The sequence below is a fragment of the Litchfieldia alkalitelluris genome (assembly GCF_002153425.1).
In the GTDB taxonomy this organism is placed as follows: Bacteria; Bacillota; Bacilli; order Bacillales; family Salisediminibacteriaceae; genus Evansella; species Evansella alkalicola.
On the sequence record NZ_KZ119600.1, the window covers coordinates 395,395 to 421,279 of the forward strand.

Consider the following 25,885-nt stretch of genomic DNA (forward strand, 5'->3'; position numbering starts at 1 on the left):
TGCTCAATGCTCGGGCTATACTTCTTATCAGAAGGCTTTGAGAGGAGAATGATTATGCTAAAAATTAAAAAAGTAAGTAAGGTTTACGAAGGGAAAGTAGCTTATCGTGCCCTGACAGATATTGATTTAGAAATAGAAAAAGGTGAGTTTGTCGCGATCATGGGTCCATCTGGAAGTGGGAAAACGACGTTACTAAATATTATTTCCACTAATGATGTACCTACTACAGGAGAAATTAGTATTGAAGGGAATAATCCACATACACTGAAGAAAAATGATTTAGCTAAATTTCGTAGAAACGAATTAGGATTTATCTTTCAGGATTTTAATTTACTTCACACATTAACGGTTGAAGAAAATATCGTTTTGCCACTCACGTTAGACGGTACTCGTGTAAGAGTAATGAAAGAAAAGGCACAGGAAATTGCTAAGAGTCTAGGGATTTCATCTATTATGAATAAACGTACGTATGAAATATCTGGAGGGCAGGCGCAGCGGGTAGCTATTGCGAGAGCGATGATTCATGAGCCAAAACTATTGTTAGCCGATGAGCCTACAGGGAATCTTGATTCGAAAGCTTCAAAAGATGTTATGAAAATGCTCGTTTCCATCAATGAAAAGGAAAAAACAAGTTTGTTAATGGTCACACATGACCCACAGGCAGCAAGCTATTCAGACAGAGTCGTTTTTATTCGAGATGGTAAGCTTCATTCTGAAATTAACCGTGGGGAAAGCAGACAAGCATTTTTCCAAAAAATCATTGACATGCTTTCGTTGATGGGAGGAGATGGCAATGACTTTTCGTCAATTCGCGTTTAATAATGTAATGCGTAACAAAAGGTTGTATCTTGCGTATTTCCTAAGCAGTATGTTTACGGTGATGGTGTTTTTCACCTTTGCTATCTTTGCATTTCATCCTGCATTTTCGGAAGGGTCTGTGCATAATTATGCGCTGGTCGGAATGGCCGCTGCAGGAGGAATCATTTATGTCTTTTCATTCTTTTTTGTCTTGTATTCTATGAGTTCATTTTTACAGTCTAGAAAAAAAGAGTTTGGTCTGTTAATGATGATGGGAGCCTCGAACAGGCAAATTCGTCTGATGGTTTTTTTGGAAAATATTTTTATAGGAATTGCTGCAACCGTTGGTGGAATCTTGATCGGTTTATTGTTTGCAAAAGCCATTCTACTAACTGCTGAGAATGTATTAATTATTAATGAATCATTGTATTTCTACTTTCCAACGCTGGCAATTGTCATCACTTTAATTAGCTTTATATTTCTATTTTTTTGTATATCTTTATTTTTGTCGTTTATTCTGCGAACAAGTAAATTAATTGAATTGATTAAAGGGGAACAGCAATCAAAAGGAGAACCGAAAGCTTCTATTATTTTATCGGTTATTGCTACCGTATTACTACTAATCGGGTATGGGACAGCGCTCTACGTGAGAGGCGCTGGCGTTGTCTATGCGATGATACCAGTTATTATCGTTGTAATACTTGGAACATACCTTTTATTTACGCAATTGAGTGTATATTTTGTCCGTCTATTAAAAAATAACACATTGGTTTTTTGGCATAAAACAAATATGTTATTGTTCTCAGACCTTTCCTTTCGTCTGAAGGATAATGCAAGGACATTCTTTATGGTGGCAGTCATTTCAACAGTTGCATTTAGTGCAATTGGAACTTTATATGGATTTCAATCCTACCTGTTTAAAGGGGGAAGTGAGATTAGTCCATATTCTATCACGTATAATCCTTGGGCAGATTCTAGTAAAGAAGAGATCGCAGCAGATGTGGATAGAATTAATGGCATTTTGCAGGAAGAAAATGTCGCTGCAAATTACGAAGCGATGGATATGAATTACTATGATATGCCTGAACAAGATATGAGAGTGTTAATTGCAAGTGCTTCTGACTACAATCGTTTTGCAGCTTTAATAGGGGAGGAAAGCGTACACCCTGAAAAAGATGAAGCAATCATAGTTGAACAAAGTGGTGCTGTAATAATGCAGGGACCGAAAGCCAGTGAGGTCTTAATGCAGTCCAATATTACACTTGAAAACGGAGATGAACTCCAACCAGGTCGGATCATCGAGACGGAAGTGTTATCAGCAATAAATGGTTATTATATTGTAGCAGATGAGGTTTATGACCAGCTTGGATCGCCATCGTATAACGATATGAGTGTTGTTTGGAAAGTGGAAGAATGGCAAACGGAGCAAATCATAGAAGTGGGTAGGAAATTAAGTGAGGAACTGGAGTATAAGGCGTTTTCTGTAGAATATACACTTTATGAAATCAGTAAAGCATACGGTCCAATTTTATTTATCGGTTTGTTTATTGGTATCGTGTTTTTTGTATCGGCTGGAAGTTTCCTTTATTTCCGACTATTTACGGATTTGGAAGGGGAAAAACAAAAGTTCCGTTCTATAGCAAAAATTGGATTGAAACAATCTGAGTTGAAAAAAATTGTGAACAGGCAAATAGCCATTTTATTTTTCTCACCAATAATTGTCGCGTTACTCCATGGTGCCGTTGCACTCACAGCATTATCTCGTTTATTTGATTACAATTTAATGGTAGAATCCTCCCTCGTATTAGGAAGTTTTGCTTTGATTCAAATCATTTACTTTTCCATTGTTCGGTTTTTCTATGTGAAGCAGGTAGAGAGAATGGTTTATTAAGAATCATGGAGGAGCGTCCAAAGGTTCCTGCCCATAAAAAAGTGTCTGTCTCGCAGCTGAGCAATGTATTCATTTGCCGGGGGCAAAATGGGTGATGACACGATCATGTCTCAAGCCCCCGGAATTTATATTATTCTGTAGTGGTTCTTTCGTAAAACTATTATATTCCTTGATGGAAGATCGAATCCGTTTGTTTACCTTCTATTAGCAATTTTATCGTTTTCAGTGATAGACCTAATTACTTTACATGGAACACCTGCTGCAATCACATTGGAAGGCACATCTTTTGTTACCACACTCCCAGCCCCAATGATAGTATTATCACCAATCTTCACGCCGGGAACGATCGTAACAGATCCACCAATCCATACGTTCTCACCTATAGTAATTGGCAGAGAAACCTCATATCCTTGTTTACGCTCTTCTGCATCAATGGCATGATTTGGTGTGTAAAGACTTACGTTGGGTCCGATCAACACATTGTCTCCTATAGTAACCTTAGCGCAGTCCAGAATGGTACAATTCGTGTTTGCATAGAAGTTATCCCCAACCGTAATGTTATAACCATAATCACAGTTAAAAGGTGATTCAATCCAAGCGTTTTCACCTACAGAATGAAAAAGTTTATGAATAATTTGGTTTCTTTCAACGCGCATGGAAGGTTTTAAATTGTTTAATTCAAACAACAAATCCTTGGCTCTTTCCCTTTCATTGGTCAACTCGTCGTCCCAAGGTATGTAGTATTCTTGATTCAACATTTTATCTTTTGCACTCATTGTATTTTCTCTCCTTCAATTACTGAATTATTAGGCTCTGTTAAACTTTGCTGTAGATGTTCGCTACAATCAACTCAGGCGTCAATAATCAAGACTGTCTTTTTTAACAGAGTCAATTATAATAGTGACCAGGTTTTACATAAAGTCAAAAAAGTATCGGATGATATGGAAAAAGATCGGTGAAGTGTAAGTTAAACTATCAACTATTGAAATATAGTTTGCTCTTGAACTTCCATTATGATGCCGACCTCCAAGGGACAAATCTCTTCTCAACACGGATATGGTCAAGCTTCCAAAATAGCCTGAAATGCTGATGATTACCCCCGACAAGATGCCGAATGTTAATCCGAATGGTGTTAAATACGGATACAAAATAAAGGATATCAATGTTGTGAAAAGGAATCCCCCGAGGAATCCTTCCCAAGTTAGATTTGAATTAGCAGATGGTACAACTGATTTTTTTCCAATAAAAATAGAAATAAGGTTATGTATCATGTCGTTAACTTGTGTCAGGATAATCAAAAACAGAACAAGATTTGCGCCATATTCCGGTGTGGCAAACTGAAAATAAGCAAGATGACTCAGTCCGAAGACCATGAGCATCAGACCCCATTGCGTAGTACTGACGGAACGTAAAAAACCGACAGTCCCTTTACCAATAATTCTAGGCAAGGGAAGCAAGAGAAAGACATATACAGGAATAAAGATGATAAACATACCGTACCAATCAATTAAGATCCAATAAAAATGCACAGGAATAACAAGATAACACCAGAGGTAGAGTCTTCTATCCTGTCTCCTCGATTCAATCATGGAGAAGTATTCTTTCAAGGCAAAAAAGCTCAATACCATGATAGAAACTAAGGATACGACAGGGTTAAATAAAGTTGCAAAGCAGAAGATGACAAACATCCCCCACCATGTTTTTAGACGTAAAAAAATACTTCTAAAATCTTTTTCTGAAGTTAATTTGTTTAATATTAGAATGATGACTGTTGCTGTCAATAAAACTTTGAAAATTGCAGTTAAGATCCATATTGTTTCAGCCAAAGTGTTCACCTAGTTTCATTATTTCGAATTGCATTCATTTTACAAAAAATACGGTATAATTGGAAGATGGGAATGAAAGGGGGAATCGGTTTGGAAGGGAAAAAACACGTATACATCATGCTTTCTGATACAGGAACTTTATTTACTACGGTTATTAAAAAGTATACAAAAGCGCCATATAACCATGCCTCCCTTGCCTTTGACCCAGAGTTGACAGAGATGTACAGCTTCGGCCGAAAAAATCCTCGAAATCCCCTTTACGGTGGATTTGTAAAAGAAGATATTTTAAAGGGCACATATAGTAGATATAAAAAGACGACCTGTGTTGTGTACAGGTTGGAAGTGACTGAGCGGGACGTTGTAAAAATGAAGCGGGTTCTAAATGTTTTTATCAAAAACAATGGAAAGTACTTATACAATTTATTAGGGGTTATTGGTGTCTCTATCAATGAACCTGTGGAATTCAGCAATTCCTATTTCTGTTCCCAGTTTGTTGCAGATGTTCTCCGGCGCTCTGGAATTGTGCTGTGGGATAAACTCCCAGCTTTAGTGACACCTGATGATTTTCGGAAAAATGAACGGTTGGAGCTTATATATGAAGGGAAGCTCTTTGATTTTGGACCAATTAAGCGGAAGTTGGAGAATTTAGAGGGGGAAATCTGATAAATCTCCATTTTATGAGATAAGAAGAGTGGATTGGAACGTCTCATCCCACTCTTCTCGTGCATCTTCCTTTTCTGATTAATTCATAGCTGGATTTTTTCTCATTTTAGTCCCTTGTTCATACGCATAAGCAAGCTTTATTAGGGTTGCCTCTGAGTAAGGAGTGCTAGTGAAGGTGATTCCAACAGGCTCTCCTTCAGCTGAATATCCTGCAGGAACAGTAATCGATGGATAACCTGCTTTTGCTGGAATAGCTGCACCGAAATTATTTGGAAAAACAATGGCATCGAGATCGTGCTCCTGGAGGGTAGCGTCGATCCCACCTTCCTTAGATAAATATTGATCTTGTTCTAGGCTAGTTAAGTAGTCAGTTTCAGTTAGGTTTCCACTCGTTTTTTCAGCTTCAAGCAAGATAGATTGTCCGTATTTCAGCATGGCACCAGCATGTTCGAAGTTATAGGATATAACGTCTTTTAACGAACGGATACTTGTTTGATCGGTATATTCCTTTAAATATGCATTGATCCCAACCTTAAACTCGTGAGTAAGTACGTCGTAAGTCCATTTTGTTTTTGTGGAAGGGATTGTCACATCAATTACTAGTGCCCCTTGGTGTTCCAACTCCTTGATTGCCGCGTTTAAAACTTCTTTTTTGTCATCGGAAAGGTAGTCAAAATAAAACTCCCTAGCTATTCCGATCTTCGTTCCCCTTAAGCCGTCTTTATTTAGCACTGAAGTATAGTCGTAGTTACTCCAGCCCGCACTTGTTTTTGTGATCGGGTCAACTTCATCAATTCCTGTAATAGCATTGAGGAGAAGTGCTGCATCCGCCACAGTCTTTGTCATTGGCCCTGCTGTGTCTTGTGTATGGGAGATAGGGATAATTCCCGTACGACTAATGAGTCCAACTGTAGGTTTAATTCCCACAAGTGAGTTTTGACTTGCAGGACTTAAGATAGAGCCAGACGTTTCTGTTCCGATAGCAACTGTCGCGAAGTTTGCTGCGATGGCCGATCCAGATCCGGAGCTAGATCCTCCACAATCGAATTCTCCATAAGGGTTCTTTACTTGGCCACCACGACTGCTGTACCCACTAGGCATACCTTGTGTCATGAAGTTTGCCCACTCGGTCATGTTTGTTTTACCAAGGATAATAGCACCGGCTTCGCGAAGTTGTTTCGCAACGAAGGAATCCTTATTGGCGTAGGAATCAGCAAGTGCTAACGATCCTGCGCTCGTATGCATTTTATCGTTAGTTGCAATATTGTCTTTGATGAGCACGGGAACACCATGCAAAGGTCCTCGTGATCCCTTTTCCTTTCGTTCAGTATCGAGGCTCTCCGCAATTTGCAATGCGTCAGGATTCACTTCAAGTACAGCTTTCATTTGTTCATTAAAAACAGCAATTCTGTTTAAGTACATGAGTACAAGTTCCGTTGATGTGAGCTCTTCATTTTTGAACTTTTCTTGTATATCACTGATGGTGGCGTAAGGAAGCCAGTTTTGTTGAAGCTCTTTGAGTTTTGGGTTTTTCATGGTTTTTCCCCCTCGCAAAAGTAGTCAATATTTAGATTGTCTAAATAATACCATAAGTGTTATGTAGTGGGTAGAGTGGGGGCAATATGTCCCGGAAACAAAACTGAAATTCTATCATTCTCCTTACCTCTTGTTACTTGCGCAAAAACAACTACACCAGTCTCCTGCTCCCCTTCATAGTAAATGAATATTTTGAAAACCCTACCATTGCCCGTCTATAAGGGGTAAATATAAATGAAAAGGCTATCATTTTACCTGGGAATGTCATAAAAGCCGAACAATATCTTAAATAACGATATATATTGTTCGAATTTTGATTGACTATGATTTTTTATCTTGTTATGATAGAGTAAGGAAATCTAACAATTATATAACCTCATATAAAGTTGGGAATATGGCCCAAAAGTTTCTACCTGATGACCGTAAATCGTCAGACTATGAGGGTGACTGACGCGGTGGTGCAAAGACCTAGGATTGGGCTTTGTCTGTTCTCCGAGGTATTTCACGTGTCCGTTTGTCCCCTCAAAGGCCAAGCGGACACGTTTTTTTTCGCGAAAAAGTTCTGTTAAACGTTGATGTTGATTTTTCGTTACAGGCACTCGCTTTCCGCGGGCGGCTGGTAAGCCTCCTCGATGCTGTGCATCTGCGGGGTCTTACCCCTGCCTTTGATTCCGCAGGAACGAGCGTTACATCACGAATATGCTTCGAGTTGTCTCGACGGATACGCTTCTTAGCAAATTCTCGTAGAGGAAGAGACAGGTGTACCTTTCACGATAAATCAACCGTAATTTATAAACATGAACCTTTGGCAGAAGTTGCAAAAAATAAGATATGTTTTATAAAAGGAGGCATTTAGATGGCGAAGGTTGGTGTCATCATGGGTTCCACATCAGATTGGGAAACAATGAAGCATGCAGTAGAGACGTTGGAAGAGCTCCAAGTACCTTATGAGAAAAAGGTAGTATCTGCACATAGAACGCCAGATTACATGTTTCAATATGCAGAAACGGCAAGAGAACGGGGGTTAGAAGTAATTATTGCAGGTGCAGGAGGAGCAGCTCATCTGCCCGGCATGGTTGCAGCAAAAACGACTTTACCTGTGATAGGTGTTCCAGTTCAATCTAGGGCACTGAATGGCATGGACTCCCTTTTATCCATCGTTCAAATGCCAGCAGGAGTGCCTGTTGCGACTGTTGCAATTGGAAAAGCAGGAGCAACAAATGCTGCTCTTTTAGCAGCACAACAATTAGCTGTACACGACGAGGCATTGCATGAAAGATTAAGTGAGCGGAGAGCGGCGAAAGAAAAAGAAGTGTTAGAAAATGGGGATTTACAATGACAGATATGTGGATTGAACCAGGGAAAACAATAGGAATTCTCGGTGGTGGACAGCTCGGGAGAATGATGGCCATCTCTGCAAGAGAAATGGGCTATGGGGTTGCGGTATTAGAGCCTGCACCAAATTCACCTTGCGGACAAATTGCTGATGTGGAAGTGATTGCAGCTTATGATGATCTCGATGGAGCAAAGAAGTTAGCAAAAGCTTGCCATGTCCTCACATACGAATTTGAAAATATTAACTCATCAACAGCGTCGTTTCTAGAGGAAAACCTTTACTTGCCACAAGGTAGTGACCTTCTGTCTATTACACAGGACCGTATTCTTGAAAAGAGAGCAATTCAATCCTTTGGGGTGGAAGTTGTACCATTCAAAGAAATTTTAACATTGGAAGATTTGAAAAATGGATTAAAGGAATTAGGTCTTCCAGCAGTGTTGAAAACAACGCGTGGTGGGTATGACGGAAAAGGACAACATGTTTTTAAAGAAGAAGGGGAACTGGAATCGGTTTGGGATGAAATGGGTGAAAATGGCCCCTTTGTATTAGAAGCGTGGGTCCCGTTTGAAAAAGAAATTTCCGTGATTGTCACGAGGAGTGTCCATGGAGAATTAAAGACATTCCCTGTAGCAGAGAATATTCATATCAACAATATTTTACATCAATCTATAGTACCAGCAAGAATTAGTGGGGCAACGGAACAGGATGCAATACGAATTGCAACTAAGTTAGCTGAGTCCTTCAATCTTATTGGGACACTTGCAGTAGAAATGTTTTTAACGAAAGATGGGAAGATATTTGTAAATGAATTAGCGCCACGGCCTCATAACTCAGGGCATTATACTATCAATGCTTGTGTCACTTCTCAATTTGAACAACATGTTCGGGCAATTTGTGGCTGGCCATTAGGGAGTACGGAGTTACTAAAACCTGCCGTAATGGTGAATCTATTAGGAGAGCACATTCCATCTGTGAAGCAACACATTAGGGAATTGAACGGAGCCCACCTTCATTTATACGGTAAGACTGAAGCTAGAATGGGCAGGAAGATGGGGCATGTTACTGTTTTAGGTAATTCTGTAGAAGAGATTCTACATGACATAAATGAATCAACCATTTGGAAGTAGAAAATAGAAAAAAACGAAGTAACCCTAGGAGGAAGAAAAACTTATGATCGAACGTTATACGAGACCAGAAATGGGCGCCATTTGGACAGAAGAAAATCGTTTTCAAGCGTGGTTAGAAGTGGAAATACAAGCATGTGAAGCATGGGCAGAGCTAGGTGATATTCCAAAAGAAGATGTAAAGAAAATTCGTGACAACGCAAGCTTTGACGTTTCAAGAATCCTTGAAATTGAAGCAGAAACTCGTCATGATGTTGTTGCCTTTACACGTGCAGTATCTGAAACATTAGGTGAGGAACGAAAGTGGGTCCATTATGGTTTAACATCTACAGACGTTGTGGATACGGCATTATCCTACCTACTCAGACAAGCGAATGAAATTATAGAAAAAGATATTTTAAACTTCATTGATATTTTAAAAGACAAAGCAAAAGAGCACAAAATGACAGTCATGATGGGACGTACCCACGGTGTTCATGCAGAGCCAACGACCTTTGGATTAAAGCTTGCACTTTGGTATGAGGAAATGAAGCGAAACTTAGAGCGTTTCCGTCAAGCAGCAGAAGGGGTTCGTGTTGGGAAAATCTCTGGTGCTGTTGGAACATATGCAAACATCGATCCTTTTGTTGAAAAATATGTGTGTGAAGGATTAGGACTTGAAGCATCTCCAATCTCCACACAGACATTACAACGTGACCGTCATGCACACTACATTGCGACATTATCATTGATTGCTTCTTCTATTGAAAAAATGGCAGTAGAAATCCGTGGTCTACAAAAAAGTGAAACTCGCGAAGTAGAAGAGTTTTTTGCAAAAGGTCAAAAAGGTTCATCGGCAATGCCTCATAAGCGTAACCCAATCGGTTCAGAAAACATGACTGGTCTTGCGCGTATCCTAAGAGGTCATGTCGTGACAGCATATGAGAATGTAGCGCTATGGCACGAAAGAGATATTTCTCACTCCTCTGCAGAACGAGTGATTTTACCAGATGCAACAATCACATTGAACTATATGTTAAATCGTTTCGGGAATATTGTGAAAAACTTGACTGTTTTCCCAGAAAACATGAAGCGCAATATGACAAGAACATACGGTTTAATATACTCTCAACGAGTGTTGTTAACTTTAATTGATAAAGGTATGGTGAGGGAGGAAGCATACGATCTTGTTCAACCAAAAGCAATGGAAGCTTGGGAAAAAGGCGTTCAGTTCCGTACGTTAGTCGAAGAAGATGAAACAATCATGAAGCATCTTTCAAAAGGAGAACTAGACGACTGCTTCGACTACAACCATCACCTTAAACATGTAGATACAATATTCGAAAGACTAGGCTTGAACGACTAACGGATTTCAATCAAACAGAACTACTTAATTTAAGGGAAGTTGATGAGATTGGCGCAAGCGAGACTCCTGTGGAAAAGGAAGGCAGGGCAAGACCCTGCAGAGCGTAGCTCGAAGCGGCTTGCCGGCTTCTCCACGGAAAGCGAGTTTGCGCAAGTCTCATCAACCTCAAAATTTTATATTGGAGGGGCCTGCTGTGAATACATTAACGAAGGGCGAATGTCTCTACGAAGGAAAAGCAAAGCGAATCTATGCCACAGAAGAACCAGAAGTGCTTTGGGTAGAATACAAGGACGATGCAACTGCTTTTAACGGAGAAAAGAAAGACGTGCTCGAAGGGAAAGGTCTATTAAATAATGAAATTAGCTCTATAATTTTCTCAAGATTAAAAGAAGTCGGAATTGACAGCCATTTCATTAAGAGGCTCTCCTCTAATGAGCAGCTAGTACAAAAAGTAGAGATTGTACCAATTGAAGTTGTTGTAAGGAATGTGGCTGCAGGGAGCTTAGTAAAGCGACTTGGAATTGAAAGAGGGACAGCCTTTTCCCCAGCAATTCTTGAATTCTATTATAAAGATGATGATCTCGGTGATCCGCTAATGACCGAAGAACATATTCGAGTAATGGAGCTTGCAACGCCAGAGGAGCTTGCCCAAATAAAAGAAATTGCTTTACATGTAAACGATCGTTTAAAAGAGATTTTCAAAGACATTGGCATTCAATTAGTAGATTACAAATTGGAGTTTGGTAGAGATCATACTGGTGAAATCTTATTGGCTGACGAAATCTCGCCAGATACATGTCGCCTTTGGGACGAAAAGACAGGAGAATCCTTTGATAAAGATTTATTCCGTTTTGAGCAAGGGAACTTGCAGGATGGCTATACAACTATACTATCAAGACTTGGGGGAAATGAATAATGTTCAAAGTAAAAGTGTACACAACATTAAAAGCAGGTGTTCTAGATCCACAAGGTTCGGCAGTGACAAACTCTCTTCACCATTTAGGGTATGAAGGGGTAGAAGACGTTCGTATTGGTAAAGTTATGACTCTTACAATTAACAGCACGGAAGATAAAATCGAAGGTCTTGTTAAAGAGATGTGTGAGAAGCTGTTAGCTAATCCAGTCATTGAGGATTACCGCTATGAAATTGAGGAGGTAGTCGCACAATGAGGTTTGCAGTCATCGTATTTCCAGGCTCCAACTGTGACTTAGATATGTACCATGCAGTGAAAGATGAGCTTGGTGCAGAAGTAGAATATGTTTGGCATGACGAGACGAGTCTAGAAGGTTTCGATGGTGTACTACTACCAGGAGGCTTCTCGTATGGAGACTATCTACGTACAGGAGCTATTGCGAGGTTTTCCCCAATCATGAAAGCAGTTGTGGAAGCTGCTGAAGCTGGAAAACCTGTACTGGGTGTTTGTAACGGATTTCAGATTTTACTAGAAGCAGGCCTTCTACCAGGTGCAATGCGTCGCAATCAAAACTTAAAGTTTATTTGCCGCCCAGTAACACTAGTAGTAGAAAATAATGAAACACTGTTTTCAAATGGCTACCAAAACGGTGAAGAAATTACAGTTCCAGTGGCGCACGGAGAAGGAAACTATTATTGCGATGAGGCGACACTCGCACAGCTTAAAGAAAATAATCAAATTGTTTTCACATATAAAGACAACATTAACGGTTCTGTTGATAGTATCGCTGGCATAACAAATGAGGCAGGAAATGTGCTTGGTATGATGCCTCACCCAGAGCGTGCTGTTGATAGTTTACTAGGATCAGCAGATGGTCTTACTTTATTTAAATCGATTTTAACTCACTGGAGGGAACGACATGCAATTACTTCATGAACCATCACCGCAACAAATTAAGGATTTGCGCGTCTATGCTGAAATGGGCGTCACAGACGAAGAGTTTGCTTTAGTGGAAAAAATTATGGGGAGACTCCCTAACTATACAGAATTAGGTTTGTTCTCGGTGATGTGGTCAGAGCATTGTAGTTATAAAAACTCTAAAGTTTTACTCAAAAAATTCCCGACAGATGGACCTAAAGTACTTCAAGGACCAGGGGAAGGTGCTGGGATCATTGATATTGGTGACGAGCAAGCAGTCGTGTTCAAAATTGAAAGTCACAACCACCCATCAGCGATTGAGCCATACCAAGGCGCAGCAACAGGTGTAGGTGGGATTATCCGAGACATTTTTTCCATGGGAGCTCGTCCAGTTGCAATTCTTAATTCCTTACGTTTCGGTGAGTTGACGAAGCCACGGGTGAAATTCCTATTTGAAGAAGTAGTTGCAGGAATCGCGGGCTACGGTAACTGTATTGGTATTCCTACTGTTGGGGGAGAAATTCAATTTGACCCTTGCTATGAAGGAAATCCACTAGTCAATGCCATGTGTGTTGGATTAATCGACCATAAAGATATTCAAAAGGGCCAAGCAAAAGGTGTAGGAAACTCTGTCATTTATGTTGGGGCGAGCACTGGTCGCGATGGGATTCACGGTGCAACGTTTGCATCGGAGGAATTGAGTGAAGCGTCTGAAGCAAAACGTCCAGCAGTACAGGTAGGAGATCCATTTATGGAGAAGCTCCTTCTTGAAGCTTGCTTAGAGGTTGTGAAAAATGATGCCCTCGTTGGAATTCAAGATATGGGTGCAGCGGGACTAACGTCTTCCTCTGCAGAAATGGCGAGTAAAGCTGGTTCAGGAATTGAAATGGATTTAGATAAAGTACCGCAGCGTGAAAAAGGAATGACACCATATGAAATGATGCTTTCTGAATCACAGGAGAGAATGCTTCTTGTGGTGGAAAAAGGAAGAGAGCAGGAGATCATCGACTTATTTGAACATTGGGATCTTCATGCAACAGTTGTTGGGAAAGTAACAGATGATAAGCGTCTTCGTCTTCTTCATAAGGGGGAAGTTGTGGCGGATGTACCAGTTGACTCATTGGCTGAAGATGCGCCAGTGTATCACAAGCCGTCTGCGGAGCCAGCTTACTACCGTGAATTTCAACAGCAAGGTTCATATCGACCTGCAGTTACAGATATGAAAGATACATTACACAATCTATTAAAACAACCTACAATTGCTAGTAAAGAGTGGGTTTATGATCAATATGATTATATGGTGCGAACGAATACGGTTGTTGCTCCAGGCTCTGATGCGGCTGTTCTTCGGATTCGCGGTACGGAAAAGGCAGTAGCCATGACAACAGACTGTAACTCCAGATATCTATATTTAGATCCATACGTAGGTGGCCAATTAGCGATTGCTGAAGCGTCAAGGAACCTTGTCTGCTCTGGCGCAAAACCCTTAGGTGTAACGGACTGCTTGAACTATGGGAATCCAGAGCGCCCTGAGATCTTCTGGCAGCTTGAAAAATCAACAGATGGCTTAAGTGATGCATGTAGAGTTTTAGAAACGCCAGTAATTGGTGGTAACGTCTCTCTATATAATGAGCGAAGTGGTGTAGCTGTTTATCCAACACCTGTCATTGGGATGGTTGGTCTTGTGGATCATGTGGACCACATTACAAGACAGCAGTTCCAACAAGCCGGAGACCTCATCTATGTTGTTGGGGAAGCGGGAGAAGATTTTGGTGGAAGTGAGCTTCAAAAGTTGATGGAAGCTGGGAAAGTTTTTGGTCAACCACCTGCGTTTGATATACAGGTAGAGAAGCGTCGTCAGGAACAAGTTTTACATGCAATCCAAGAAGGGACGGTTTCTTCTGCCCATGACTTAGCAGAAGGTGGCTTCCTAGTGGCTTTAGCGGAATGTACATTCGGAACAGCTTTCGGAGCTTCTGTAAAACTAACTGGTAGCGATCAGTTAACAGAGTTCTTTAGCGAAACACCGTCACGATATATTATTACTGTTTCAAAAGAAAATCGTGAACAATTTGAAAAGTTCGTTCCAGATGCAATTCTAGTTGGAGAAGTAACAGAAGAGCCGACATTACAGGTGCAAGATAACCAAGGGAATGTCGTGTTAGAGGAAAATATTGAAATTCTTGAAGACACATGGAGAGGTGCCATTGCATGTTTGCTGAAATCAAAGGTTTAAACGAAGAGTGTGGCGTGTTTGGTGTTTGGGGACATAAGGAGGCAGCACACATTACGTATTATGGTCTCCATAGCTTACAACATCGTGGACAAGAAGGTGCAGGGATCGTCGTATCCAACGGTGAAAAACTGCAATGTCATAAAGGATTAGGACTCGTTAATGATGTTTTCGGTCATGGAGAACTGGAGCAGTTACATGGGTCAGGTGCCATTGGTCATGTTCGTTATACAACGGCGGGGGCAAGCGACTTAACAAACTGTCAGCCGTTTCTATTTAACTCTCAAACTGGCAGCCTTGCGTTAGCGCACAACGGTAATTTAGTAAACGCTAATGCCTTAAAGCACCAGCTTGAAAGACAGGGGAGTATTTTTCAAACAACATCTGACACGGAAGTTGTGGCACATCTCATTAAACGCAGTGGCTATGAAACGTTAGAAGATAGAATCAAAAATGCGTTAACAATGGTTAAGGGTGCATATGCTTTCGTTATGATGGAGGAAGACAAACTCATTGCAGCTTTGGACCCTAATGGCCTCCGTCCGTTATCAATCGGCAGAATTGGGGAAGCGTATGTCATCTCCTCTGAAACATGTGCGTTTGATATTATCGGAGCGACTTATGAAAGGGAAGTAGAACCTGGTGAATTGATCATCATTGATGACAATGGACTACGAAGTGAGAAGTTTTCCTTATCACCGAAGCGTGCCATTTGTTCTATGGAATATGTTTATTTTGCCCGTCCAGACAGTAATGTTGATCAGATCAACGTCCACTATGCTAGGAAAAACCTCGGGAAGGAACTTGCGTTGGAAAAACCAATTGAAGCAGATGTTGTTACGGGAGTACCAGATTCTAGTATCTCTGCTGCCATTGGCTATGCAGAACAAGCGGGGATTCCTTATGAGTTAGGCTTAATAAAAAATCGTTATGTTGGTCGAACGTTTATACAACCATCACAGGAGCTTCGTGAGCAAGGGGTAAAAATGAAGCTTTCTGCAGTACGTGGTGTCGTGGAAGGGAAACGAGTTGTGATGATTGATGACTCGATTGTTCGAGGAACAACGAGCCGAAGAATTGTTAAATTATTAAGGGAAGCAGGAGCGTTAGAAGTCCATGTTCGAATCAGTTCCCCTCCTATTCAAAACTCTTGTTTCTACGGAATTGATACTTCGACAAAGGGAGAGTTAATCGCTTCCGATAAATCGGTTCAGGAAATCTGCGATGAGATTGGAGCAGATTCCCTTGAGTTCTTAAGTGTTGAAGGGTTAATGAGAGGGATTGGAAGGCCAGACACAGAGGAAAATCACGGACAGTGTCTTGCTTGTTTTACAGGTCAATATCCAACAGAGATCTACCCAGAATCAGACCACCCATATGAAAAGGTATAAGGAAGGGGCATATCATGTCTAAAGCGTATGAATCGGCAGGAGTTAACATTGAAGCAGGGTATGAAGGTGTTAGGAGAATGAAAAAGCACGTGGAGTCCACAAGGCGTCCTGAGGTCATGGGTGGTCTTGGAGGATTCGGTGGATTGTTTGATCTATCAGGCTTCTCATACGAAGAGCCTGTCCTTGTATCTGGAACAGATGGTGTTGGAACGAAGCTTTTGCTTGCACAGGAGATGGGAAAACACGATACAATTGGCATCGATGCTGTTGCCATGTGCGTCAATGACATTGTTGTTCAAGGTGCTTCACCATTGTTTTTCTTAGATTATCTTGCTTTAGGTGTCAATGACCCTGAAGTGGTGGAGCAAATAGTTGCTGGTATTGCTGACGGCTGCAGGCAGTCTGGCTGTGCCCTGATCGGTGGGGAAACTGCTGAAATGCCTGGATTATATCAGCCTGAGGAATATGATGTTGCTGGATTTGTCGTCGGGATTGGGGAGAAAAAGCATCTGCTTAATCCTGCCAATGTGGCAGAAGGAGATGTTCTCATCGGTCTTCCTTCTACAGGGGTTCACAGCAATGGTTTTTCCCTTGTTAGAAAGATTGTCACAAGCCAAGGCTACAACTGGAATGACTCCTTTGTGGCGTCGGGTGATACGGAAAAAACGATAGGGGAGGTTCTTTTAACCCCAACGAAAATTTATGTGAATGCCTTAAAACCTTTTCTCGGAAAAGGGGTTGTAAAGGCGGCTGCACACATCACTGGCGGTGGTTTTATCGAGAATGTTCCGCGCATGTTGCCTGAGGGTCTTGGGGCTACTATCGACACTTCTAAATGGGATGTTCCTGAGGTGTTCGGTTGGTTAAAGGAGAAGGGCAATCTCTCGGATCGTGATCTCTACGAAACGTTCAATATGGGGATTGGCCTTGTTTTAACTATTTCTCCAAATGATGTTGATCAAGTTCTAGGTTTATTGGAAGAGGCTGGGGAGACGGCTCATGTGATTGGTCAGGTTACTCGTGGTTCTGGGATTGTTCTTGAAGGGGTTGACGTGGAATGAAGCTTGCCGTGTTTGCTTCTGGCAGTGGGAGTAATTTTGAAGCAATTGTAGGGGCTGTGCATGCAGGTGATATAGCTGGAACGGTGCAGGTGCTCATTTGTGATAAGGGGGATGCGTTTGCTCTAGAGCGGGCTGAAAGGCTTTGCATCCCTGCTTATGTTTTGGAGCCTAGGAAGTATGGCTCTAAAGTGGAATATGAGGAGGCTGTGCTCCAGGTGCTGCGTTCCTACGAGGTGGAGCTCATTATCCTCGCTGGCTATATGAGGCTAGTAGGAGACACCCTGCTTTCGGCGTATGAAAACAGGATTATTAATATTCACCCATCACTTTTGCCTGCATTCCCTGGTTTAGATGCAATTGGGCAAGCTTTTGATGCGGGGGTCAAAATAACTGGTGTTACAGTACATTATGTAGATGCTGGAATGGACACTGGCCCGATTATCGCACAGGAAGCGGTCAAGGTGGAGGATTCGGATAACAAGGAAGCGGTGCAGCGAAAAATCCAAGCGGTGGAGCATTCGCTGTATCCAAAGACGGTTCAGCATGTAATAGAAGATTTGGGTAGGAGGATTAATCAATGAATAAACGGGCGTTAGTAAGTGTATCTGATAAAACAGGTATTGTGGAGTTTGTACAAAAGCTAGAGGCACTTGGTGTTGAGATTATCTCTACTGGGGGAACGAAGAAGGCGCTTCAAGATGCAGGTGTGAAGGTGATTGGTATTGAAGAGGTGACTGGTTTTCCAGAAATGATGGATGGGCGTGTGAAGACGTTACACCCTGTCATTCATGGTGGTTTGTTAGCTGTGAGGGATAATGAGGAGCACATGGCTTCCGCAAAGGAACATAGTATCGGATTGATTGACTTTGTTATCGTCAATTTATATCCATTCCAGGCGACGATTGAGCGTCCTGACGCAACTTTTGCTGATGCCATTGAAAATATCGACATTGGTGGACCTTCAATGATTCGTTCTGCTGCGAAAAATCATGCATCTGTTTCTGTTATTGTAGATGCTGCTGATTATGGTGTTGTTGTGGAGGAATTGGAAACTGCTGGAGAAGTATCGAGTGACTTGAAGCGCAAGCTAGCTGCTAAAGCGTTCCGTCACACAGCTGCTTATGATGCGCTCATTGGAGAATACTTAACAAAACAGGTGGGAGAAGATGCACCTGAAAAGTTAACGATCACGTATAACCGCAAGCAAATGCTTCGTTATGGAGAAAATCCTCATCAGATGGCAGCATTTTACGAGCGTCCATTAGGAAATCCTGCTTCCATTGCAAATGCAAAGCAGCTTCATGGAAAAGAGCTTTCTTACAACAATATTAACGATGCTGATGCGGCTTTAGCTGTGGTGAAGGATTTTAAAGAGCCTGCTGTATCCGTGATCAAGCATATGAATCCTTGTGGAGTAGGTACAGGGGAAACGGTTTATGAAGCTTTCATGAAAGCATATGAGGCTGATCCTGTTTCTATTTTCGGGGGCATCGTGGCCTCTAACCGTACGATTGATGGTCCTACTGCAGAGAAATTGAAGGAGATTTTCCTTGAAATTGTTATTGCACCTGATTTTACGGAGGAAGCCCTAACTATTTTAACGGAGAAAAAGAATATCCGCTTATTGACAGTTAATGTGAAGGACAACCAACCGTTTGAACAGCGTATTACTACTGTTTCAGGTGGGGCGTTAATGCAGGAGACTGACACGTTAAGTTTTGAAGATGTAACGGTGACAAATCCTACGAAGCGTGAGCCTTCTGAGGACGAATGGAATCAACTGAAGATGGCGTGGAAGGTTGTCAAGCACGTGAAATCCAATGCCATTGTTTTAGGTAAGGCTGATCAAACAATCGGAATCGGAGCAGGTCAGATGAATCGTGTAGGTTCTGCGAAGATTGCTATAGAACAGGCTGGAGAAAAAGCTCAGGGTTCTGTTCTAGCATCCGATGCATTTTTCCCAATGAGCGATACAGTAGAAACGGCTGCTAAAGCTGGAATAACGGCAATTATTCAACCAGGTGGATCGAAGCGTGACCAAGAATCTATCGATATGGCAGATAAGTACGGAATTGCAATGGTGTTTACAGGCGTACGCCACTTTAAACATTAAAGAAATTAGGTTATTTAAAACTTCAACTCAGTAGTCATAATGCAGTGATTGGAGTGGAAGACACGAGACTCCTGCGGGATAAAAGGCAGGGGTGAGACCCCGCAGAAGCAGGAGGCAGGACGCCGACATTACGCCGTTGCCCACAGGACGTGGGCATGTACTTAGGCGGAATTTGGAGGAGGCTCACCAGCCGCCCGCGGCAAAGTAGACACTGCGAAGAATGAGCAGATGTCGCACTTGTACCTTGCGTGAAAGCGAGTGTCTGGAGCGTAAATCACAACTATAGACTATAGTGAATCCTATTAAAATCAAGAGTTTAAATATAACGTAAGGGGGGCGATGGCGATGAAGCTTTTAGTTGTTGGTAGTGGTGGACGAGAACACGCAATGTGTTGCAAGCTGATGGAATCAAAGAAGACTACAAAAGTTTTCGCAGCACCTGGCAGTGATGGTATGTCCTTGGATGGTGTTTCGTCCACTGGGATTTCAGAATTAGATCATGTTAGATTGGTTCAATTTGCGAAGGAAGAAGGCATTGATTTAACGATTGTAGGCCCCGAAGTTCCTTTAGTAAATGGGGTCGTAGATGAATTTGAAGCGGAAGGGCTAAGAATTTTTGGTCCATCAAAAGCAGCGGCTCAACTTGAAGGAAGTAAAGAATTTGCTAAGAAAATCATGGTTGATTACAATATTCCAACTGCAAAATATCAGGCTTTTTCAGACTTGGAAGCAGCAAAAGCATATGTTGTTGAAAATGGTGCGCCTATAGTGGTTAAGGCTGATGGTTTAGCTGCAGGAAAGGGAGTAGTTGTGGCGGAAACAGTGGCGGACGCCCTTACTGCACTAGATGAAATTATGGGTGATCGAGCATTCGGTGAAGCTGGTTCTATGGTTGTCATTGAAGAGTGTCTTCGTGGTGAGGAACTTTCCCTTATGGCTTTTGTAAGTGGAGAGACAGTTGTTCCAATGGTTCCTGCACAGGATCATAAACGAGCTTTTGACGGAGATGCAGGTCCTAATACTGGTGGAATGGGTGCATATTCTCCAGTTCCACATATTGATGCTGCGATTGTTGAAGAAGCAGAGCGTACAATTCTTCGACCGATGGCAAAGGCAATGGTAGCAGAAGGTGTTCCTTTTACTGGCATTTTATATGCAGGTTTAATGGTCACAGAGGACGGTCCGAAGGTAATTGAATTTAACGCTCGTTTTGGTGACCCTGAAACGCAAGTTGTCCTTCCACGTTTAGAGTCTGATTTAGTTGATGTGGTGGAAGCTGTTATGTCTGGGGAAGAACTCGCGCTTTCATGGACGGAAGAGGCTTGTGCTGGCGTCGTATTGGCATCAGAAGGATATCCAGGTTCCTATGAAAAAGGAGTTTCCTTTGATGTACCAGTTAATTTAAGTCCTGGGCAAAAATGGTATCATGCTGGTACGAAGGAAGTGGTTGGCCAAAAGGGGCAGTGGGAGACAAACGGAGGAAGAGTAATCCTTCTATCAAGTTTAGGTGTGGACTTTAAAGATGCCCTAGAGCGTACTTATCGCGTTCTTGATAATTCAACCTTTAATGGATTATTTTATCGTAGTGATATTGGTAGTCGCGCACTTAATGCGTCTATCGAGAACGGGAACGCTTCTTTGTCCAAATTAATATGAGAGCAATAATACTTCCAAATACTAAAAAGAATAAAAAGAAAAAGTCAGTAATCAATTCCATTAACATATTTTCTAACTCCTTAACTTTAATATAGTATGGGGCTAAGTATGCCCCATACTTATTTTTTGATGAAAAGTTCAGTTCTGATTGAACTTCGATGTTAGACTGTAGCGAGTTCAATTACATTTATGCCTATTTTCAGTGCATTTACGAAGGATTCAGTGGTGCGTAGTCTTCGTAATGTTCATCTTCATGATCATCATAGTACTCCCTTGTTTCTTCAAACAGATAAACGATCGGGCAGAAGCGCGTAATCCCTTCTGCTATTTTCATCCCGCCAAGCATTGCTACAATAAATGGCATTGTATCATTGTTTCTGCGCCGGACTAATTTTGATGTTGCCCAAGCTAAAACAGTAAAACCACAAGTTATTCTAATTAACGCATTTACTAGACCGATATTAGGTCTCATCTGAATGCCCCCATTTTTTTTGTAATTTACAATCTTTTCTTTAATAATTTAAAGCAGATGTATGGTAACATAGGAAATAATACTAAAAATTGGGTGATGGAAATGGTGAAAGGGTTCTCGCATTACTGGAAACGAAAAGAAATTAGACAGCAACTCGATGTCATTAAAGGAAATAGGCCTCCAACAAAGGTCATAACGAATGCCAAATGGTTAAATAGTGTCAGAAAATCCTGGATGGAAGGGAATATATGGATCAGTCATGACCGTATTGTTTATGTGGGTAAAGACATGCCTATAAACATGACAGGTACGGAAGTGATTGACGCTGCTGATTCCTATGTTGTTCCAGGTTATATAGAACATCACTCACACCCTTTTCTGTTATATCATCCCCTTACCTTAGCGCAATATGCATCGGAGCGTGGAACAACAACTTTGATTAATGATAATTTAATGCTTCTTTTATATTTGAATAAAAAGAAAGCGCTTACTTTATTAGATGATCTACAGAAAACGCCAACAACGATGCTTTGGTGGGCAAGGTATGACTGTCAGACGGAATTGATAAACGAGGCAGATGTTTTATCTTATTCAAATATGAAAGCATGGCTAGATCACCCTTATGTGGTGCAAGGTGGAGAACTCACTGACTGGCCTAGTGTCCTTCAAGGTGATGATTCTATGCTCCACTGGATGTTAGAGACAAAGGACGTAAGGAAACCAATCGAAGGGCACCTTCCTGGGGCAGGGGAGAAGACTTTAACTAAAATGGCCCTTCTTGGAGTGGATGGAGATCATGAGTCCATGTCTGGGGAAGAGGTGTTGAGAAGACTGGATGTTGGGATGACAGCTTCCATTAGATATTCTTCTATCCGCCCAGACCTATCCCGCATTATTAATGAATTACACGAACTAGGGTTACATGATTATGATCGTCTACTCATGACGACAGATGGCTCCTCACCTGAATTTTTGGAAAACGGTATGATGGACCATTTAATTAAGCTTGCAATGGAGCAAGGAGTGCCGTTCATTGATGCTGTTGGCATGTGTACGTACAATGTGGCAAGGCATTATCATATGGACGATGTTGTTGGAATGATAGCACCTGGTAGGCTTGCGAACATTAATTTCCTAAGCTCACTTTCTAACCCATTACCAGACCATGTTTTGGCAAAGGGGGAATGGGTGCGCAAAAATGGAATACCATGTTTTCCAGATATTCAGTTTCCTTGGGAAAAATACGGTTTTGAGCCACTAAATTTAGATTGGGATTTAACAGAAAAAGACTTTCATTTTTCTATCCCAGCAGGACTAGATATGGTTAATGAAGTTATATTAAAGCCATACCGAATAGAGCATGATCTTACGGTAGAACGTCTTTCAGATGATAGCGATGAATTGTATTTTATGTTGATTGACCGAGCGGGTGAGTGGACGGTAAGCACTGCTATTAAAGGGTTTGGGAAAAACATTGAGGGGCTGGCTAGCTCATATTCTAATACAGGGGATATTATTTTAATCGGAAAAAGTAAAAAAGGTTTGATGAGTGCCTTTCAAGAGTTGAAGAAGCAAAAGGGTGGTATTATTCTTGTGGATCAAGATGGACCCGTAACTCAAATACCCCTAACTCTAAGTGGAGGTTTATCCTCTGCTCCAATGGAAACACTTATTAATCAAGAACGAAAATTGAAGGAAGCATTAAAACAAAGGGGCTACAAATTTAATGATCCTATATATAGTCTGCTGTTTTTCTCTTCTACACACCTACCTTATGTACGTGTGACTCAAAAAGGGATTTTTGATGTAAAACAGAAAAAAGTACTCTTTCCTTCTATTATGCGTTAAACTATAAAAGTAGAATTGAATAGGAAAGGTGAGCATGACAATGAAAAAAAGGAGAGCCTTAGCAATTGTTACTTTCGTTACTCTATTTATGTTCACGATGTTTCTCCTTGGTTGCTCGGATAAAACAAAAGGCACGTTGACGAATGCGGAATTAGATGAAAGGACGGTCCTTTTAGACATAAGGGAAAATCCTAAAGAAAAGGCTCCGTATGGGTACTTTCCATTAACTGGGGAAGTGGTTCCTGAAGCACTTGCTTCTGACTATCGTGCATTTGGAGTGATGATTGAGAACTCCTTGTCAGCACGTCCTCAGTCAGGGCTATATCAGGCTGATATAGTATATGAAGTTTTATCTGAAGGGACGATCACAAGGTTTTTAGCTATTTTTCATAGTCAACAGCCAGAAAGAATTGGTCCCATCAGGAGTGCCCGTAGTTATTACGTGCATTTGAATAAGGGTTATGATGCCATTTATGTGAATGCAGGTGGCAGCCCAGGAGGATTAAATCTAGCACAGAGCAGCTACGTGGATGATATATCAGGTTTAGCATATGATGGCCGGTTTTTCACACGTTCGCGAGATAGGTCTGCTCCACATAATATGTATACAACGTATGATGATTTAGTTTCTGCTGCTAATCAAATTGGTTATGAGATGGACAGGAAGCCACCTGAGTTATATATTGAGCAAGAAGCTAGAGCTGGTGACAAGGTCGCAAGTACGGTTGAGATAAACTATGGAAGTTCGAGTAATAACGTCCGCTATAATTATGATGAAGATACGAGGAAGTACAGTAGATTCGTAGGAGGGCAACCTTCCCTTGATTTAGATACGAATGAACCAGTTATGCCGAAAAATATATTTATTATTGAAGCAAACCATAGGGTAATCCCTAAAGGGGAAGATCATATTGATGCTGGTTCTAATCGAAGGGAAATTAATATTGAGTCTGGTGGAAAAGGCTACTTAGTTCAAGAAGGATCAGTTACTGAGGTTGAATGGAAAAATGAAGATGGGCTAATCCTTCCGTATAAAGATGATGAACTCCTCCCGTTTTTACGTGGACAAACATGGATTAATATCGTTCCATCAGGGAATGGTGGACTAGAAGCGAAAGTAAATTTCGCCGATTAGAATAAAGCTTTGTTGGATAAAACTTTGTTGGAAGGATGGATACGAGAATGCAGATTGATAAATTACGCGGTAAAGAACTAGATCAGCTATTTAATGCAATTTTAAATTTACGAGACTTGGAAGAGTGCTATCAGTTCTTTGATGATCTTTGTACAATGAATGAAATCCAGTCCCTTGCTCAGCGTTTGGAAGTTGCTCGTATGCTGATGGAAGGCTACACATATCAAAGGATTGAGAAAGATACTGGAGCTAGCACAGCCACGATTTCTCGCGTGAAGCGCTGTATAAATTACGGGAATGACGGCTACCAAATGACACTAGAACGAGTACATAAAGAAGAATAGCTAAGATACTTCCTATTCACTGTGCGAAGCATGTAGGTGAAGTAATAAGGTGGAGTATTATAATGAGAAATCCCTGCGAGTATCAGCTGATCTGATAGTCATAGGGATTTTTTTGTTAAAAAGATATGAAGTCTTTATGATTGATTCGAGCTCGTCCAACCATAAAAGAGTGGAATCACTGGACCGAGGAGTGATCAGGTATGAGATTTAGATTTTTGAGTTTTTCGTACCTGATCAGTAACCTGGGTTGATATTATAAAGGGAGAAACTACCCTTATTTAAGTAATGGCACTAAAAATCGTGAAAATAGATGGAGAAATTCCCGTTATTTACTTGGAAACAATGATATTTTGGTTTTAGAGTGCTCTTAAAGGGAAAACCTACCCTTATTCTCCACTAACGAAGATATGTTCTGCAGTTTAATGGGAATTCCTCCCCTTAATTTTGGATTTCCTTGGTCACACAATTAAGGAGAATGAGCTAATTTAAAGTATATTTAATATGTTTTTTTAGATAAAAAAACGAGACAAATCCACTATGTCAAAAAGTCTCGTTTTGGCTACATATAGTTTCTCCCTCAAAACGTAACTACTATCTGTTTTTAACTTAGTTTATATAAATAGTATCCTCCATAGTGTGAACTTAGTAATAATAATAAGGGCGTTTACTTCTTCTCTCTATCCTCATATAATCTTTCGTTTTTTCAGTGATAATATTATGTTTCTCAGCAAAAAACAAGAGATGGTCATAAGCTACTGCCGGACCATATTAGCTAATCTAATATTCAACCCTTTTTTTAACCGAAGAATCGCAGCCTTTTTAAGCCACCCTACTCGGAAAAACTTAATTTCGTTAATTTGATTTGGGTAAATTACTCTGTTAAAAATAGGTACTTTAAACAAGATGTAAACTTGATATTGTACGTGATCATCGTGAATGGAGAATTTAGATTGAAATGAACCGAAGAATATAACGGTTGAAATTAGGGCGATAAGAGGAATAAAAGAACCAGTTATAATATTCCACACTAAAATAGTAGCTGCAATACCGAAAGTAGGTAGATTTAATCGTTGCACTTGATACATGTAAACTCCTCCCAAACAACTAAGTGGCTTCTAAGGATTAGGTAACAATTTAAGTTTAACATAAATTACCAACACCCTCACATATACTTCTCTAAATATCTATGTACCTTGTAACTAAAAAGTCTTAAGTAGAAGTAGAAAAGAGGTTATGAGCAACGTCCTATTTTTTGATATACTATCATAGTGAAATAATAGT

Annotated in this window: 23 protein-coding genes and 1 riboswitch; of the genes, 18 read left to right on the forward strand and 5 right to left on the reverse strand. The window is 40.9% G+C overall.

The genetic code is table 11. The features are described from left to right. The first annotated feature begins 54 nt into the window (after positions 1 to 54). Together BW724_RS01980 and BW724_RS01985 are read left to right on the forward strand one after the other, a co-directional pair. Positions 55 to 819, forward strand: a complete 765-nt coding sequence (locus BW724_RS01980; RefSeq protein WP_088073427.1) for an ABC transporter ATP-binding protein — start codon at positions 55 to 57, stop codon at positions 817 to 819. Continuing rightward, a complete protein-coding gene (locus tag BW724_RS01985; RefSeq protein WP_088073428.1) occupies positions 794 to 2,689 on the forward strand; it encodes an ABC transporter permease in 1,896 nt (631 codons plus the stop codon). Before BW724_RS01980 ends, BW724_RS01985 begins: the two co-directional genes overlap by 26 nt. Before the next feature lie 194 nt (positions 2,690 to 2,883). On the opposite strand, the gene BW724_RS01990 is transcribed toward BW724_RS01985, so the two are convergent. Together BW724_RS01990 and BW724_RS01995 are read right to left on the reverse strand one after the other, a co-directional pair. Further along, on the reverse strand, positions 2,884 to 3,465 hold the full coding sequence (locus BW724_RS01990; protein ID WP_088073429.1) for a sugar O-acetyltransferase: 582 nt from the start codon (positions 3,463 to 3,465) through the stop codon (positions 2,884 to 2,886). Positions 3,466 to 3,600: 135 nt separating this feature from the next. Beyond that, positions 3,601 to 4,515, reverse strand: coding sequence for a phosphatidate cytidylyltransferase (locus BW724_RS01995; protein ID WP_088073430.1), 915 nt, complete (start codon positions 4,513 to 4,515; stop codon positions 3,601 to 3,603). Between the two features lie 90 nt (positions 4,516 to 4,605). Between BW724_RS01995 and BW724_RS02000 the strand changes: the two genes are divergently transcribed. Continuing rightward, positions 4,606 to 5,178, forward strand: coding sequence for a C40 family peptidase (locus BW724_RS02000; RefSeq protein WP_235848871.1), 573 nt, complete (start codon positions 4,606 to 4,608; stop codon positions 5,176 to 5,178). Positions 5,179 to 5,256: 78 nt separating this feature from the next. Here BW724_RS02000 and BW724_RS02005 read toward each other — a convergent pair whose 3' ends face one another. Further along, complete coding sequence (locus BW724_RS02005; RefSeq protein ID WP_088073432.1) at positions 5,257 to 6,714, reverse strand: amidase family protein; 1,458 nt, start codon at positions 6,712 to 6,714, stop codon at positions 5,257 to 5,259. Between the two features lie 356 nt (positions 6,715 to 7,070). Further along, positions 7,071 to 7,172: riboswitch (purine riboswitch) on the forward strand. Positions 7,173 to 7,570: 398 nt separating this feature from the next. On the opposite strand from BW724_RS02005, the gene purE reads away from it, so the two are divergent. The 12 genes from purE (at position 7,571) to purD (ending at position 20,805) form a co-directional block, all read left to right on the forward strand. Then, complete coding sequence (purE, locus tag BW724_RS02010) at positions 7,571 to 8,053, forward strand: 5-(carboxyamino)imidazole ribonucleotide mutase (protein WP_088073433.1); 483 nt, start codon at positions 7,571 to 7,573, stop codon at positions 8,051 to 8,053. Next, positions 8,050 to 9,177 (forward strand): 5-(carboxyamino)imidazole ribonucleotide synthase, encoded by a 1,128-nt coding sequence (gene purK, locus BW724_RS02015; protein WP_088073434.1) that lies wholly within the window; start codon positions 8,050 to 8,052, stop codon positions 9,175 to 9,177. The genes purE and purK overlap by 4 nt, the downstream gene beginning before the upstream one ends. A gap of 43 nt (positions 9,178 to 9,220) precedes the next feature. Continuing rightward, entirely contained in the window at positions 9,221 to 10,519 is a 1,299-nt protein-coding gene (gene purB, locus BW724_RS02020; protein ID WP_088073435.1) for an adenylosuccinate lyase, read from the forward strand. 193 nt (positions 10,520 to 10,712) lie between these two features. Then, complete coding sequence (gene purC, locus BW724_RS02025) at positions 10,713 to 11,435, forward strand: phosphoribosylaminoimidazolesuccinocarboxamide synthase (protein WP_088073436.1); 723 nt, start codon at positions 10,713 to 10,715, stop codon at positions 11,433 to 11,435. Further along, a complete protein-coding gene (gene purS / locus BW724_RS02030) occupies positions 11,435 to 11,689 on the forward strand; it encodes a phosphoribosylformylglycinamidine synthase subunit PurS (RefSeq protein ID WP_088073437.1) in 255 nt (84 codons plus the stop codon). The genes purC and purS overlap by 1 nt, the downstream gene beginning before the upstream one ends. Continuing rightward, a complete protein-coding gene (gene purQ / locus BW724_RS02035; RefSeq protein WP_088073438.1) occupies positions 11,686 to 12,369 on the forward strand; it encodes a phosphoribosylformylglycinamidine synthase subunit PurQ in 684 nt (227 codons plus the stop codon). Before purS ends, purQ begins: the two co-directional genes overlap by 4 nt. After that, complete coding sequence (gene purL, locus BW724_RS02040; protein WP_088073439.1) at positions 12,353 to 14,587, forward strand: phosphoribosylformylglycinamidine synthase subunit PurL; 2,235 nt, start codon at positions 12,353 to 12,355, stop codon at positions 14,585 to 14,587. The genes purQ and purL overlap by 17 nt, the downstream gene beginning before the upstream one ends. Continuing rightward, positions 14,563 to 15,975, forward strand: a complete 1,413-nt coding sequence (purF, locus tag BW724_RS02045) for an amidophosphoribosyltransferase (RefSeq protein WP_088073440.1) — start codon at positions 14,563 to 14,565, stop codon at positions 15,973 to 15,975. The genes purL and purF overlap by 25 nt, the downstream gene beginning before the upstream one ends. A gap of 14 nt (positions 15,976 to 15,989) precedes the next feature. Next, a complete protein-coding gene (purM, locus tag BW724_RS02050; RefSeq protein WP_088073441.1) occupies positions 15,990 to 17,036 on the forward strand; it encodes a phosphoribosylformylglycinamidine cyclo-ligase in 1,047 nt (348 codons plus the stop codon). Further along, positions 17,033 to 17,617: a phosphoribosylglycinamide formyltransferase gene (gene purN, locus BW724_RS02055; RefSeq protein ID WP_088073442.1), complete on the forward strand. Its 585-nt coding sequence runs from the start codon at positions 17,033 to 17,035 to the stop codon at positions 17,615 to 17,617. The genes purM and purN overlap by 4 nt, the downstream gene beginning before the upstream one ends. Further along, positions 17,614 to 19,149: a bifunctional phosphoribosylaminoimidazolecarboxamide formyltransferase/IMP cyclohydrolase gene (purH, locus tag BW724_RS02060; protein WP_088073443.1), complete on the forward strand. Its 1,536-nt coding sequence runs from the start codon at positions 17,614 to 17,616 to the stop codon at positions 19,147 to 19,149. The genes purN and purH overlap by 4 nt, the downstream gene beginning before the upstream one ends. Positions 19,150 to 19,494: 345 nt before the next feature. Further along, positions 19,495 to 20,805, forward strand: coding sequence for a phosphoribosylamine--glycine ligase (gene purD / locus BW724_RS02065; protein WP_088073444.1), 1,311 nt, complete (start codon positions 19,495 to 19,497; stop codon positions 20,803 to 20,805). Between the two features lie 208 nt (positions 20,806 to 21,013). On the opposite strand, the gene BW724_RS02070 is transcribed toward purD, so the two are convergent. Next, positions 21,014 to 21,277 (reverse strand): YgaP family membrane protein, encoded by a 264-nt coding sequence (locus BW724_RS02070; RefSeq protein ID WP_176371257.1) that lies wholly within the window; start codon positions 21,275 to 21,277, stop codon positions 21,014 to 21,016. A 102-nt stretch (positions 21,278 to 21,379) separates the two neighbouring features. Here BW724_RS02070 and BW724_RS02075 point away from each other — a divergent pair, with 102 nt between their 5' ends. From BW724_RS02075 to BW724_RS02085, 3 genes are read left to right on the forward strand one after another with little or no spacing between them, the layout of a single operon-like run. Continuing rightward, complete coding sequence (locus BW724_RS02075) at positions 21,380 to 23,125, forward strand: adenine deaminase C-terminal domain-containing protein (RefSeq protein WP_088073446.1); 1,746 nt, start codon at positions 21,380 to 21,382, stop codon at positions 23,123 to 23,125. A 40-nt stretch (positions 23,126 to 23,165) separates the two neighbouring features. Then, a complete protein-coding gene (locus tag BW724_RS02080) occupies positions 23,166 to 24,260 on the forward strand; it encodes a DUF3048 domain-containing protein (RefSeq protein WP_176371258.1) in 1,095 nt (364 codons plus the stop codon). 47 nt (positions 24,261 to 24,307) lie between these two features. Beyond that, on the forward strand, positions 24,308 to 24,604 hold the full coding sequence (locus BW724_RS02085; RefSeq protein ID WP_088073448.1) for a YerC/YecD family TrpR-related protein: 297 nt from the start codon (positions 24,308 to 24,310) through the stop codon (positions 24,602 to 24,604). A gap of 752 nt (positions 24,605 to 25,356) precedes the next feature. On the opposite strand, the gene BW724_RS02090 is transcribed toward BW724_RS02085, so the two are convergent. Beyond that, positions 25,357 to 25,689, reverse strand: a complete 333-nt coding sequence (locus BW724_RS02090) for a hypothetical protein (RefSeq protein ID WP_088073449.1) — start codon at positions 25,687 to 25,689, stop codon at positions 25,357 to 25,359. Positions 25,690 to 25,885: the final 196 nt, after the last annotated feature.